The sequence below is a fragment of the Glycomyces sp. NPDC049804 genome (genome assembly GCF_040674615.1).
Classification (GTDB): Bacteria; Actinomycetota; Actinomycetes; order Mycobacteriales; family Micromonosporaceae; genus Glycomyces; species Glycomyces niveus.
Genome location: NZ_JBFAMQ010000006.1, coordinates 169,414 through 182,423 on the forward strand (window position 1 = coordinate 169,414; position 13,010 = coordinate 182,423).

Consider the following 13,010-nt stretch of genomic DNA (forward strand, 5'->3'; position numbering starts at 1 on the left):
CCACAGGAAAGCGGGGCGGCCGCAGCACTCGGCCGCCCCGCCCCCGACCCGAAAGACCCCCGTGAAACCCAATCCCGCCCTCACCGCCGCGAGCGCCGCCGCGCTGGCCGTCGCCCTCACAGCCGCCGCGCTGCTCGCCGCGGCCTCCGCCGCCGCCCAAGAAGCGGCCGAGGAGGAGCCCGCCGCCGTCACCTGGGGCGTCAACCCCTCCAGTCAGGACGGGCCGGACGGCCGCGCCGCCTTCGACTACGAACTCGACCCCGGCGAGACCCTCATCGACTTCGTCGGCGTCTCCAACTTCGGCACCGCCCCGATCACCGTCGACCTGTACGCCTCCGACGCCTACACCACCGAGACCGGCGCGTTCGACCTCCTGCCCTCCACCGAGGATCCTGTCGACGCCGGAGCCTGGGTCGGCTTCAACGAATCCCGCGTCACCATCGCCCCGCAGACCCGCCTCGACGTGCCCTTCGCCCTCACCGTCCCCGCCGACGCCACCCCCGGCGACCACGTGGGCGGCATCGTCGCGGCCGTCACCGAGACCGCCACCGACGCCTCCGGCAACGAGATCCAGGTAGAACGCCGCGTCGGCGCCCGCATCCACCTGCGCGTCACCGGCGAACTCGACCCCGCCCTCGTCCCCGAATCCGACGAAGAGGCCTTCCACTACACCTGGAACCCCGCCGCACCCGGCGACCTGAGCTTCGAATACGCCGTCGCGAACACCGGCAACGTCCGTCTCCAAGGGACCCTCGTCGCCCGCGTCTCCGGCCCCTGGGGCCTCCTCGAACGCGAGTTCACCGTCGCCGAGCTCCCGCAGATCCTCCCCGGCGACCGCTACGAGGGCGAAGCCCGCCTCGAGGGCGTCTGGCCGCTCCTCTACGAGCACCTCGAACTCACCGTCCGGCCCGAGGCCGCCAACGAAGCCGACTCCGCAGTGCCCCTGCCGTCCCGCTCCGACGAGACCACCCTGTGGGCGCCGCCCTGGACGCAAGCCGCGGTGCTCGCCCTCCTCGCGCTCGCCGTCTGGATCTGGGTGAAGGCGCGAAAGCGCAAGCGCGGCAAAGCGGTCCGGCCCGCGCCGGAACCCCAGCCGGGGCCTGATCCTCAACCGCAGTCCGACTCCGTCGAAGCACCCGACTCGGACTCCGATCCCGCCGACGCATCAGAGAAGGAGCCCGCCGAAGCATGAGGCGCACCCCCACCATCCTCACCGGCGCGACCGCCGCCGCCGCGCTCCTCCTCACCGGCTGCACCGGTGCCGGCGGGACCGGCGACGGCATCGACGTCGTCGTCACCACCGAACTCATCAAGAACTGGACCGACATCGTCGGCGGCGACCGCGTCAACGTCGAAACCGTCGTCCCCCCTGGCGGCGACCCCCACTCCTACGAACCCAGCCCCAACGACGCCGCCAAAGTCGCCCGCGCCGAACTCGCCTTCACCAACCACCTCCTCCTCGAAGACCACCCCCTCATCAAGCTCTTCGACTCGAACGTCCCCGACGGCGTCCCCAACCTCTCCCTCGCCGAGAACGCCGAACCCTACGGCGCCGAGCTCATGCCCCTCGTCGAGAACATCAGCCTCGACACCGTCTGGCTCGGCTTCGGCGTCCGCGGCGAGACCGAGACCCGCTCCGCCGAGATCGGCGTCCGCCTCACCGAGTTCACCGGCCCCGGCCAGGCCGCCATGTTCCTCACCGACGCCTTCGGACAACCCGAGATCTACTGGAACACCGCCGACGGCCTCGCCGAGAACGACGTCATCACCCTCCCGCCCAACGCCCACACGCACGTCAACTGGACCTTCACCGAACCCGGCGTCTACACCCTCACCGCCGCCGCCACCCTCACCGAGAACGGCGCCACCACCGACGCCGGCACCGCCACCTTCACCTACGCCGTCGGCGTCAACCCCCGCGAAGTCCAACCCGGAGCCACGGTCCTCGACAGCGGCCACGCCGACCTCACTGTGGATCTCGCAACCGGCGGCTTCATCGTCCGCGACGACGACCGCGGCGAACTCGCCCCCGACACCGTCGTGATCGACGTGCCCACCAAAGCCATCGAGACCATCCCCGAAGGCGAGCAGTTCGCGTTCCTCGGCCCGGCGGGGGAGGAGGTCTACCAGCTCCCGCAAGCCGTGCTCGGCAAGCACGTCCACGGCGAAATCGACCCCCACCTGTGGCAGGACGTCGCCAACGCCAAGGCCTACGTCCAAGTCATCGCCGACGCCCTCATCGAACTCGACCCCGACGGCCGCGACACCTACGAGGCCAACCGCGACGCCTACCTCGCCGAACTCGACGACCTCGACGCCGAAGTCGCCGCCGCCATCGCCACCATCCCCGAAGCCGACCGCCAGCTCATCACCACCCACGACGCCTTCGGCTACCTCGCCGAGGCCTACGGCATGCAGATCGCCGGCTTCGTCGTCCCCAACCCCGCCGCCGAACCCAGCGCCAAACAGGTCGAAGCCCTCACCGAGACCATCGCCGACCTCGAAGTGCGGGCCGTCTTCGTCGAACCCAACCTGCACGCCCGCGCCTCCGTGCTCCGCCAAGTCGCCGAAGACCAAGGCGTCCAGGTCTGCACCCTGCACGGCGACGCCCTGCCCCAAGACGCACCCACCTACATCGACATGATGCGGCAGAACGCCTCCGAGCTGAGCCGCTGCCTGGGAGGAGACCAATGAGACACCACCGCATGGCGGCCCTCGCCGGCGCCGCCGCGCTGGCCGCAGGGCTGTACGCCGCCCCCGCGAACGCGCAGGAGGCCGAAGGGCTCGCCGAGTTCGCGACCTCCGGCGCGCGCCTGGAGATCGACGCGCCGGCCGAACTGGAGACCGTGCCGTCGCTCGTGCCCGAACGCGAGGACTTCGCCTTCCTCGGCGCGCCCGGCGACCTCGTCTGGATCGCCGGAACCGTCGACGGCCAGACCTTCCCGACCCTCGACGCCTCCGAAACCGACGCCGATGTCCAAGTGTCCCTGGCGAAGACCAAAGGCCCCGGCGATGCCTGGCTGTACACCTTCGAAGGCGCCGGCACCGCTGCGCCGCTCGCCTCGACCGCCGACAGCGCGCCGTTCACGCTGACCGCGGGCACGACCACGCCGGTGGTCCTCGCCGTCGACGAACCCGGCGAATACACCCTCGAACTCGTGGCGAGCGAAGACGCCGCATCGAAGAGCTCGGTCGCCGCGACCGGCCGCGGCCAGGCCGCGACGGCCGCCCGGACCACCTACAGCGTGGTCGCCGAGGAGGCCACCACGGAAGAGGCGCAGTCGATCGCGACCGGAGGCAACTCCGGCGGCGCGCAGACCGACACCGCCTGCGAGATCGTCAACGACGGCCACGTCGACATCGGCCCCCGCTTCGTCGACGGCACGTGGACCGCGCAACTGCGCGACGACCGCGCCTCCGAATCCGTCTGGCGCGAACTCGACGACGTCGTGCTCCAGATCCCCGACACCGCGCTGTTCCCGATCCCCGAGGGCGACTTCGGCTTCCTCGGCGAGACCGGCCAGGAGATCTACATGCTCCCGCAGGTGCAGTCCTCCGGGATCGTGTGGCCCGGCTGGAACACCCAGGACAAGAGCGTGATCGACGGCGTCCCCGGCGCGGTCGACTGGAAGCTGACCAAGGTGGACGGTCCGGGGAACTTCACGATCTTCCTCACCGGCACGTTCGGCGGCGCCGAAATCCTCTTCAACTCCGCCGAAGCCCTGCCCCAGACCGTCTCCATCCCGCGCAACACCCACGCGCACGGCAACTGGACGTTCTCCGAGCCCGGCGTCTACCGCCTCACCGTCGAGTTCACCGCGACCACCGGTGACGGCGAGACCGTGACCGATACCAAGGACATCCAACTCGCCGTCGGCGCCGCCGCCGACCCGAACGAGGCCTGCTCCGGCGGCGGCTCCGGCGACGCCGACTCGGACGACGAGGACAAGGACGACAACGGGTTCCTGCCCACGACCGGCACCGGCTGGCTCCTCTGGGGCCTCGGCGCCGCGGCCGTCGCGGTCGTCCTCGGCGCGGTCATCATGATCGCGACCCGCAAGCGCCGCAAGGGAGCAGCCGATGCGCGCTGACCTCCAAGCATCGGCACTCGCGGTCACCCTGGGCGGCAACCAGGTCCTGCACGACGTGGACCTCGCCGTCGGCCCCGGCGACACGGTCGGCCTCATCGGCCCCAACGGCGCGGGCAAGACCACGCTGCTGCGCGCCGTCCTCGGCCTCCTCGCCCCCGACGCAGGCACCGTCCGCATCGGCGGAAGGCCGCCCCGCGCGGCCCGGGGCCGCCTCGGCTACGTGCCCCAGAAGCACGAGTTCGCATGGGACTTCCCGATCACCGTCGCCGCGGCGGTCCTCAACGCCCGCAACGCGACTCAATGGACCGGACCCCGCCGCGCCGACCGCGAGGCCGCCGCGGCCGCCGTCGAGCGAGTAGGCCTCACCGACCTCGCCGCGCGGCCGATCGGCGCGCTCTCGGGCGGCCAGCGCCAGCGGGTCCTCGTCGCCCGCGCGCTGGCCCGCGAGCCCGGGCTGCTGCTGCTCGACGAGCCGTTCACGGGCGTCGACGTCCCGACCCAGGAGCTGCTGGTCGGGCTGCTCGACCAGCTCGCCGAGGAGGGCACCGCGATCCTCATGACCACTCACGACCTCGCCCAGGCCCGGGCGGTGTGCACGCGCCTGTGCCTGCTCAACCGCACCGTGGTCGCCGACGGGCCGCCGTCCGAACTGGACGACCCTTCGTTGTGGCTGCGGGCGTTCGGGGTCGCCGAGTCCGAACTCCTGCTCACCGGGACCGCGAGGGAGGCCGGGTGACGGAGTGGCTGATCGAGCCCTGGCAGCTCGAGTTCATGCAGCGCGCCTTCATCGTGGCGCTGATCGCGGCCGTCGTCTGCGTCGTGGTCGGGACCTTCGTGGTGCTGCGCGGCATGGCGTTCATCGGCGACGCGGTGGCGCACGCGGTGTTCCCCGGCGTCGCGGTCGGATTCGTGATCCACGCGAACCTGGCGCTGACCGGCGCGGTCGCCGGGATCGCGACGGCGGTGGCGATCGCGCTGATCAGCCAGACGCGGCGGCTCAACGAGGACACGGTGATCGGGGTGTTCTGGGCGGGGTCGTTCGGGCTGGGGATCGTGATCGTCTCGACCCAGGACGCCTACACCGGCGATCTCACCTCATTCCTCTTCGGACAGATCCTGGCGCTCGGGGACGACGACGTGCGCGCCGTGGCCGCGGTGGGCGCGGTCCTGGTCGCGCTCACGTTCCTGCTGCGCCGCCAGTTCATCGCGGTGAGCCTCGACCGCGAGACCGCGAAGGCCTCGGGCCTGCCGGTGCTCCTCCTCGACATGGTCCTGTACGCGATGGTCACGGCCGCGATCGTGGTGGCGCTCCAGGCGGTCGGGAACATCCTCGTCCTGGCCCTCCTGGTCACCCCGGCGGCGACGGCGCGCATGGGCACCGAGCGCCTCGCCACGATGACCGCCGCGGCCTGCGCGCTGGCGGCCTTCGGATCGGTGGCGGGCCTGTACGTCTCGTACCACTACAACCTCGCGGCGGGCGGCATGATCGTCCTGGTCCTCACCGCGATGTTCCTCCTGGCCTGGCTCGCGGCCCCGAAGCACGGCCTCCTCTGGAGGCGCCGGCAGGCGGGCGTACGGGTGGCCCCGGGTACCCGCCCAGTCCCACCTTCACCACTACCTGTGCAAAAGGACAGCGTCCCATAGGGGTGCGACAGCCATGTTCGAACATGGTCTAAAATGACAACCATTTCCAACAAAGAAGGATTGTCGATGGGGAAACTGCCGGTCACCGTCTTGTCGGGGTTCCTCGGCGCGGGGAAGACGACGCTGCTCAACCATGTGCTGGGCAATCGCGAGGGGCTGCGGGTCGCGGTCATCGTCAACGACATGAGCGAGATCAACATCGACGCCGATCTCGTGCGCGACGGCGGCAGCCTCTCGCGCACCGAGGAGCGCCTGGTCGAGCTCAGCAACGGCTGCATCTGCTGCACCCTCCGCGACGACCTCCTCGAAGAGGCCGCCCGCCTCGCCCGCGACGGCCGCTTCGACTACCTGCTCATCGAGTCCAGCGGCATCTCCGAGCCCATGCCGGTCGCCGCGACGTTCGCGTTCGGCGAGCTCGACGCGGGCCGCTTCGGCCACAGCCTCCTCTCCGACCTCACCGAACTCGACACCATGGCCACCGTCGTCGACGCCGCGAACCTCCTCATCGAGCTCCAGCGCGGCGACGACCTCGTCGCGCGCGGCCTCGACGCCTACGAGGACGACGACCGCACCGTCTCCGACCTCCTCGTCGACCAGATCGAGTTCGCGGACGTGCTGGTGCTCAACAAGACCGACCTCGTCACCCCCGCCGAGGCCGACCGCGTCGAAGCCGTCCTGCGCCGCCTCAACCCCGAGGCCCGCCTCGTCCGCTCCAGCCACGGCCGCATCGACACCGCGAGCGTCCTCGGCACCCGCCGCTTCGACCTCGACCGCGCCCAGGAGGCCCCCGGCTGGGTCAAGGAGATCAACGGCGAGCACGTCCCCGAGACCGAGGAGTACGGCATCTCCAGCGTCCTCTTCCGCGACGGCGCGCCCTTCCACCCCGAGCGCCTGTGGCGATTCGTGCAGGATCTCGACTCCGGCCGCTTCGGCACCGTCCTGCGCTCCAAGGGCTTCTTCTGGCTCGCGACCCGCCCCGAGATCACGGCCCTGTGGTCCCAGGCCGGCGCGGTCGCCCGCTTCGACCCCTTCGCCGCCCGTGACGCCGGCCAAGGCCAGGAGCTCGTGTTCATCGGCGTCGCCCTCGACCACGCGGCGATCGAGACGGCCCTGCGCGAATGCCTCGCCCGCGAAGGCGAACCGATCGACACCGACCCGTTCGAACCCTGGGACGCCCACGGCTTCGACGACCACAGCGACCACGCGCACGCCGGGAGCGCGCATTGAGCGAGCCGATCGCCCTCGACTACGCCGAGCACACCGCCTGGCTCCTCGACGGCGCCCGCAAGGACGCCGAACGCTTTCGCCGCCTGGCCGCCGACCTTGTCGCGCCCGGCGACCGGCGCGCGGCCGACATCGGCTGCGGGGGTGGCGGCATGGCCGTCGCGCTCGCCGCCCGAGTGCCGGAGGTGACCGCGTTCGACGCCGACCCGGCCGTGCTCGAGGCCGCCCGCTCCTACGCCGCCCGCTGCGGCGCGGACCTCGAGTTCGCGTTGGGCGACATCGCATCCGGGCCCGAGTCCTTCGTGGCGGCACTCGGCGGACCGGTCGACTTCATGTGGGCGGGGCACGTCGTCCACCACGCCGCCGACCAGCAGGCCGCGCTCGACACGCTCGCCGCGGCCGTAGCGCCGGGCGGGCGGCTCGCACTGGCCGAAGGCGGCATCGGCGCCCGCGTCCTGCCCTGGGACGTCGGCGTCGGCAGGCCCGGCCTGCAGGCCCGCCTCGAAACGGCCGGCAGCGAGCGCATGATCGCCGAGCAGTGCGAACGCGGCGCGGTGCCGATGCCCTACGGCTGGACGGCGGCCCTCGCCAAAGCGGGCCTCAGAGAGGTGCGGACACTGAACGAGTGCGTCGACCGGCCCGCACCACTCGCGGGGGAGGCGCTTGACGAGGCCCTTGCGAGCCTGCGGGACCGCGTCGGCTGGTTCGAGGCCTTCCTCGACGCGGACGACCGCGCGGCCTGGAAGGACCTCCTCGATCCGGGCTCTTCGTCCTGGCTCGGGCACCGGGACGACCTCGCCTACTTCGAGGTCCGCACGGTCTACCTGGGCCGCAAGCCCAATGGGGACCGGTCTTAGCGGTCCGGAGCAGGCGCTCGAGGCCGGCGAGCACGGCCCTTTCGAGTGCCGCCGAGAAGGCCGCTCGCGCTGCGCCCAGACGCGCCTCGCGGCTCCCGCCCCCGCCCCGGTTCCCGTGACATCCTGAACCCGCCCAACCGCAAAGGAGCAGCAGTGGATCCCGGAACACTCTGGGGCTCGGGCGACTACGCCTCCAACGGCGACCGCTGGGCCGCCGCGAGCCACCGCCTTGCCGAGGCGACCGCCCGCGCAGGCATGTCGGTGCTCGACCTCGCCTGCGGGCCAGGCCCGTTTGCGATCGCAGCCGCCTTGAGCGGCGCCCGTGTGACGGGCCTGGACGTCGCCCCGGCCCTCCTCGACCTCGCTCGGCGGCGCGCCCTCGACGCGGGAGTCGCGGTCGAGTGGATCGAAGCCGACATGACCGCCGTCCCGCTCGCAGGCGACGCCTTCGACCTCGTCGCCTCCGCGTTCGGCTGCATGTTCGCGCCCGACCCGCGGGCGATGGCGGCCGAGCTGGTGCGCCTTTGCCGAAGCGGCGGGCGCATCGCGGTCCTGGCCTGGACGCCCGAATCGGCTTTCGGCTCGATGGCGCCGCTCGTCCGCCCCTACCTGCCCGGAAGCGGCGGTGGCGCACCGGTCGAGCAGTGGGCCCGTCCGGCGACCGTGAAAGCGGTCTTCGCCGACCAGCCGGTGCGCTTCCAGTTCGCCGTCCGCACCGTGGACGTCGCCTGGGACGACCTCGACCACGCCGTCCGCGACATCACCGAGCACAACCCCGCCTGGCTCGGCATCCGCGCCGCCGTCGAGCCCACCGGCCGCTGGGCCGACCTCGAAGCCGATCTGCGGAACCTCCTCGCCCGCCACGGCCGCACGGGACCGGACCGCTTCGTCCTCCCGGCCGACTACCTGGAGACCACTGCGTCGAAGCGCTGACCGGCGCACCGGTCTCGGCCGCCCGGCTCGAGGTCAGCGGCCGTACCGGGACTCGAGCCAGGCCACGGCGAAGTCCACCATCGCCGCTGCGTCCACGAGGACGCTGTCCGCGTCGCCGACCCGCCCGCGCGTGCCCGCGCCGGTCGCCAGGTGGTCCTCCACGATGAGCCGGAAGTAGTCCTCGGGCGGGCCGGGGACGACCGGATCGCCCGTGTCGAACTCCTCCGCGGTCCGCCAGACCGTGCCCCGCGGGGAGGCCAGCGGGTACTCGATCGTGATGCGGCGCTTGCCGGGCAGGTCGGCGAGGTGCTCGGCGTGGTGGAGGAGCGTCATGGTGTCGAGCGGCGCGCCGACCATGAGGACCCGGCCGCCGGCCGCGACGAGGCGCGCGAACGGGGAGTTCTCGCCGTAGCCGTAGTCGAGCGGGTGGTCCGCGGTGAACGCCTCGGCGCGGGCGCCGAGCGCCGCGACCGCCGCGCCCGGGTTCCCGCTGCGGCGCACGCCCGGGCGGGTGCCGAGCGCCGCCGCGAGGACGCCGTGGTCGCGGGCGGGCCGGGCCGTCGCCGGGTCATACGGCGGCACATGGTCGCGCAGCTCGGGGAGGACCCGGCCGTCCTCGTCCCACACGTCGACGCCGAGCTCCCAGTCCTGGTAGCTCAAGACCGTCCCTTCAGGACCGGTCGCGTCGAGCAGGGCGTCGATCAGCGCGTCGGGGCCGCCGAGGACCGGTCCGACCTTGCCGAAGGCCGCGTGGACCATCACCGCGTCGCCCTCGGCCACGCCGATCCGGCGCAGGTCGGCGGCCAGGCCCGCTCGTGTCAGCACTGCAGTCATGCCGCGAGCGTAGCCAGTCGCCGCGCGGCGTCGGTGCCCGCGACGGGTGCGAGCCAGAGGAGGCGCTGGCTCCCGTCCTGGGTGAAGAGGTGGTGGCATTCGAGTTCGATGACGCCGATCGCGGGGTGCGCGAAGCGCTTGCGGTCGAAGCGGCGCACCTCGACGTCACGCGCCTGCCACAGGCGCGTGAACTCCTCGCTGCGGTCGAGCAGGTCGGCGACCATCTTCTCCGCCTCGGCGTCGTCGCCCGCGAGGGCGCGCTTGGCGGCGACCGCGCGGAGGTCCGCCACGAACGACTGGGCGTGGCGCCCATGGTCTTCGGCGGGGTAGACGGTGCGTGCGGAAGGGTCGGTGAACCAGCGGTAGACGGTGCTGCTCGCGTAGCCGGGTTCGCCGACGGGGTCGAGTTCGCCGAGGAGCTCGGCGGCGAGGCGGTTCTGCGCGAGGGGCTGGTGCAGGTCGGTCATGATCCGCGCGGGCGTGCCGTCGAGGCGCTCGAGGAGGGCCAGCAGGGACGGGTCGGTGGCGCGCGAGGGTTCGCGGGCCGGCGGGGCGGGATGCCCTGCGAGATGGAACAGGTGGTCGCGTTCGTCGCCGGTGAGGCGCAGCGCCCGGGCGAGCGCGAGGAGCATCTGCGCCGAGGGCTGGACGCCGCGGCCGCGCTCGAGCTCGATGTAGTAGTCGATCGAGGCGTTCGCGAGGAACGCGACCTCCTCGCGGCGCAGACCGGGCACGCGGCGGCGCGGCCCGGCGGTGAGGCCGACGTCGGCGGGCCGCAGCCGGTCGCGGCGGGAATGGAGGAAGGCGGCGAGTTCAGTGGCGTCCACCCCTCAATCATCCACGCCACGGCCCTCCGAGGGCGGGACCGGAGGGAGGGGTCGGCGACCCCGGGGTAAGCGGCACCGTCGCTGAGCTGCGCATTCAGGGTGAGGATGGGTGGGACACCGAATGAGGGAGCATGCAATGGGCATTGACAAGGGGACGCGCACCGCCGTCGTCACCGGCGGTTCGCGCGGCATCGGCCGGGCGATCGTGCGGCGGCTGGCCGAGCAGGGGTACGCGATCGCGGTGGGCTATGCCGGGAACGCCGAGGAGGCCGCCGCCGCGGTGAAGGAGGCGACGGCCGCAGGGGCCGAGGCGTTCGCGTACCGGGCCGATGTGGCCGACGAGACCGCCGTCGCCGGGTTGTTCGCCGAGGCCGAAGCCCGCTTCGGCGGGGTCGACGCGGTCCTGCACTCGGCCGGGCGCATCTACCTCGCGCCGATCGCCGAGCTCGACCTCGACGAGATGGACGCTCTGCACCGCACCAACATCCGCGGCGCGTTCGTCGTCGCCCGCGAGGCCGCCCGCCGGGTTCGCCCTGGCGGCTCGATCACCCTGTTCTCCACCTCGGTGATCGGCACCTACTTCCCGACGTACGGGCTGTACGCCGCGAGCAAGGGCGCGGTCGAGGCGCTGTCGAAGGTGCTGGCGCGGGAGATGCGCGGCCGCGACGTCAACGTGAACGCGGTCGCGCCCGGTCCGACCGCGACCGAGATGTTCCTGGACGGCAAGAGCGAGGAGCTGGTCGCCCAGCTCGCCCAGGCCAACCCGCTCGAGCGGCTGGGGGAACCGCGCGACATCGCCGAGGTCGCCGCGTTCCTCGCCTCGCCGGAGGGCCACTGGGTCAACGGTCAGGTCGTGCGCGCCAACGGCGGCATGGTCTGAACGACGGGGCAGGGGGAGGCGTCGCCGCCTCCCCCTGCCCGCTGCCGCGCTCAGGCGGCTTCCACCAGGTCGCGCTTCGCCGAGCGGACCGTGGCGAGGGCGAGCACGACGCCCCCCAGCGCGATGGCCGCGGCGGCGGTGAACGCCGCCGAGAAGCCGTCAGTGAGCGCTTCCGGGTCGCCGAGCTCGTTGGCGCCGAAGGGGACCGCGATGGCGGTGACCACGGCGAGGCCGAGCGCGGACCCGATCTGGTAGCTCGTGTTCACGATTCCCGAGGCCAGGCCGCCTTGTTCGGGGGCGGCGCTGGAGATCGCCATCTGCAGCGACGGGATGAACGCGAGGGACATGCCGAGCGCCGCGACGAGCGAGGCGGGGAGCACATCGACCGCGAACGTCCCCTCAGGACGGACGAGTGCGAGCCATCCGAGGCCGGCCGCGAGCAGGACCAGGCCGGTGGTGATCATGGCCTTGGGTCCGAACTTCGCCGTCAGGCGCGGGGCGATGACGACCATGCCGAGCATGATGAGCGCGGTCATCGGCAGCAGCGCCGCCCCCGAGGGGAAGGCCGAGTAACCGAGCACCTGCTGCAGGTACAGGTTGAGGAAGAACCACATGGGGATCCATGCCGCGCCGAGTAGGGCCTGGGCGAGGTTGGCCGCGCCGAGGTTCGGGGCGCGGAAGATCGCCAGGGGCATGAGCGGTTCGCGGCGCTTGGCCTGCACCACCAGGAAGAGGGCGAGCAGGACGACCGCGCCGGCGAGGACGCCCCAGGTCTGGGCCGAGGCCCAGCCGGTCTCGGGCGCCCGGACGATCGCGAAGACCGCGCCGCCGAGGCCGAGCGTGGCGAGGGCGGCGCCGAGCACGTCGACGGAGCCGCGGGCGCCCGCGCCGCCGGGCAGGAGCGCCGGGGCGGCGGCCACGGCGAGGACCGCGATCGGCACGTTGATGTAGAACACCCAGGGCCACGAGGCGTACTCGGTGATGACGCCGCCGAGGAAGACGCCGGCGGTGCCGCCCGCCGGGGCCGCCGCGCCGTAGACCGCGAAGGCCTTCATGAGTTCTTTCGGGTTGGCGCCGAACAGCATCATGAGCAGGGTCAGCGCCGAGGGCGCGATGAGCGCCGCGCCGACGCCCTGGGCTGCGCGCCCGGCCAGCTCGGTCCCGACGTTCCCGGCCGCGCCGGCCAGGATCGAGCCCGCGCCGAGGACGATCCAGCCGAGGCTGAACACCCGGCGGGCGCCGAGGAGGTCGGAGAGGCGACCGCCGAGGAGCAGGAGGCCGCCGAAGACGACGACGTAGGCGTTGAAGACCCAGGAGAGGTTCTCCTGCGTGAAGCCGAGATCGGCCTGCATCTTCGGGAGTGCGACGCCGATGATCGAGGTGTCCATGATGACCATGAACTGGGCCAGGGCGATGAGCGCGAGGGCGGTCCAGCGCCGTGAGGCCGGTGGAGTCGAGGTGTGTGCCATGACTGCTCCTAAATACCGGAGGGGGGTATAGTGCGATCGCACTGCACCCCTTGGGGGCGAACCGCTCCGGGGTCGGAGCGGCGGGCGGCCCGAGAGCCGCCCGCCATTTCTAACATACCCCCGGGGGGTATGCCAACGGCCTCGGGCGCGTGACCTCGACCACTCATTCGTTGCTTGACACTCATACCCGGTGGGGGTATAAATTCAGGGCAGCGAGATACCCCTCCTGGGTATCCGATCCATGAAAGCGA

Annotated in this window: 12 protein-coding genes; 9 read left to right on the forward strand and 3 right to left on the reverse strand. The window is 72.3% G+C overall.

Annotation, left to right across the window (positions count from 1 at the left end; translation table 11 throughout):
- Positions 1 to 61 precede the first annotated feature (61 nt).
- The 8 genes from AB0K52_RS11855 to AB0K52_RS11890 all read left to right on the forward strand — a co-directional run bounded on the left by AB0K52_RS11855 (position 62) and on the right by AB0K52_RS11890 (position 8,749).
- Positions 62 to 1,192 (forward strand): DUF916 domain-containing protein, encoded by a 1,131-nt coding sequence (locus AB0K52_RS11855; RefSeq protein ID WP_363529952.1) that lies wholly within the window; start codon positions 62 to 64, stop codon positions 1,190 to 1,192.
- Complete coding sequence (locus AB0K52_RS11860; RefSeq protein WP_363529955.1) at positions 1,189 to 2,694, forward strand: anchored repeat ABC transporter, substrate-binding protein; 1,506 nt, start codon at positions 1,189 to 1,191, stop codon at positions 2,692 to 2,694. The genes AB0K52_RS11855 and AB0K52_RS11860 overlap by 4 nt, the downstream gene beginning before the upstream one ends.
- Positions 2,691 to 4,091 carry a TIGR03773 family transporter-associated surface protein gene (locus tag AB0K52_RS11865; RefSeq protein ID WP_363529958.1) on the forward strand — a complete coding sequence of 467 codons (1,401 nt, stop codon included), beginning with the start codon at positions 2,691 to 2,693 and terminating at the stop codon, positions 4,089 to 4,091. The genes AB0K52_RS11860 and AB0K52_RS11865 overlap by 4 nt, the downstream gene beginning before the upstream one ends.
- Positions 4,081 to 4,827, forward strand: a complete 747-nt coding sequence (locus AB0K52_RS11870) for an anchored repeat-type ABC transporter ATP-binding subunit (protein ID WP_363529961.1) — start codon at positions 4,081 to 4,083, stop codon at positions 4,825 to 4,827. The genes AB0K52_RS11865 and AB0K52_RS11870 overlap by 11 nt, the downstream gene beginning before the upstream one ends.
- Positions 4,824 to 5,735, forward strand: a complete 912-nt coding sequence (locus AB0K52_RS11875) for an anchored repeat-type ABC transporter permease subunit (protein WP_363529964.1) — start codon at positions 4,824 to 4,826, stop codon at positions 5,733 to 5,735. The genes AB0K52_RS11870 and AB0K52_RS11875 overlap by 4 nt, the downstream gene beginning before the upstream one ends.
- 66 nt (positions 5,736 to 5,801) lie before the next feature.
- Positions 5,802 to 6,962, forward strand: coding sequence for a GTP-binding protein (locus tag AB0K52_RS11880; RefSeq protein WP_363529967.1), 1,161 nt, complete (start codon positions 5,802 to 5,804; stop codon positions 6,960 to 6,962).
- A complete protein-coding gene (locus tag AB0K52_RS11885) occupies positions 6,959 to 7,816 on the forward strand; it encodes a class I SAM-dependent methyltransferase (RefSeq protein WP_363529970.1) in 858 nt (285 codons plus the stop codon). The genes AB0K52_RS11880 and AB0K52_RS11885 overlap by 4 nt, the downstream gene beginning before the upstream one ends.
- A gap of 153 nt (positions 7,817 to 7,969) precedes the next feature.
- Positions 7,970 to 8,749: a class I SAM-dependent methyltransferase gene (locus tag AB0K52_RS11890; protein WP_363529973.1), complete on the forward strand. Its 780-nt coding sequence runs from the start codon at positions 7,970 to 7,972 to the stop codon at positions 8,747 to 8,749.
- A 33-nt stretch (positions 8,750 to 8,782) separates the two neighbouring features.
- Here AB0K52_RS11890 and aac(3) read toward each other — a convergent pair whose 3' ends face one another.
- Positions 8,783 to 9,583: an aminoglycoside 3-N-acetyltransferase gene (gene aac(3), locus AB0K52_RS11895; protein ID WP_363529976.1), complete on the reverse strand. Its 801-nt coding sequence runs from the start codon at positions 9,581 to 9,583 to the stop codon at positions 8,783 to 8,785.
- Complete coding sequence (locus AB0K52_RS11900) at positions 9,580 to 10,410, reverse strand: helix-turn-helix domain-containing protein (RefSeq protein WP_363529979.1); 831 nt, start codon at positions 10,408 to 10,410, stop codon at positions 9,580 to 9,582. The genes aac(3) and AB0K52_RS11900 overlap by 4 nt, the downstream gene beginning before the upstream one ends.
- Before the next feature lie 136 nt (positions 10,411 to 10,546).
- Between AB0K52_RS11900 and AB0K52_RS11905 the strand changes: the two genes are divergently transcribed.
- Entirely contained in the window at positions 10,547 to 11,290 is a 744-nt protein-coding gene (locus AB0K52_RS11905; protein ID WP_363529982.1) for an SDR family oxidoreductase, read from the forward strand.
- Positions 11,291 to 11,340: 50 nt separating this feature from the next.
- Here the strand turns inward: AB0K52_RS11905 and AB0K52_RS11910 are convergent, their stop codons facing one another.
- Entirely contained in the window at positions 11,341 to 12,759 is a 1,419-nt protein-coding gene (locus AB0K52_RS11910; RefSeq protein ID WP_363529985.1) for an MFS transporter, read from the reverse strand.
- Between the last annotated feature and the right edge of the window lie 251 nt (positions 12,760 to 13,010).

Bases quoted from the DNA above. Each gene is read 5' to 3' on its own strand.
- AB0K52_RS11870 (WP_363529961.1), top strand. From the start codon at position 4,081: ATGCGCGCTGACCTCCAAGCATCGGCACTCGCGGTCACCCTGGGCGGC.
- AB0K52_RS11910 (WP_363529985.1), bottom strand. From the start codon at position 12,759: ATGGCACACACCTCGACTCCACCGGCCTCACGGCGCTGGACCGCCCTC.
- AB0K52_RS11880 (WP_363529967.1), top strand. From the start codon at position 5,802: ATGGGGAAACTGCCGGTCACCGTCTTGTCGGGGTTCCTCGGCGCGGGG.
- AB0K52_RS11905 (WP_363529982.1), top strand. From the start codon at position 10,547: ATGGGCATTGACAAGGGGACGCGCACCGCCGTCGTCACCGGCGGTTCG.
- AB0K52_RS11865 (WP_363529958.1), top strand. From the start codon at position 2,691: ATGAGACACCACCGCATGGCGGCCCTCGCCGGCGCCGCCGCGCTGGCC.
- AB0K52_RS11860 (WP_363529955.1), top strand. From the start codon at position 1,189: ATGAGGCGCACCCCCACCATCCTCACCGGCGCGACCGCCGCCGCCGCG.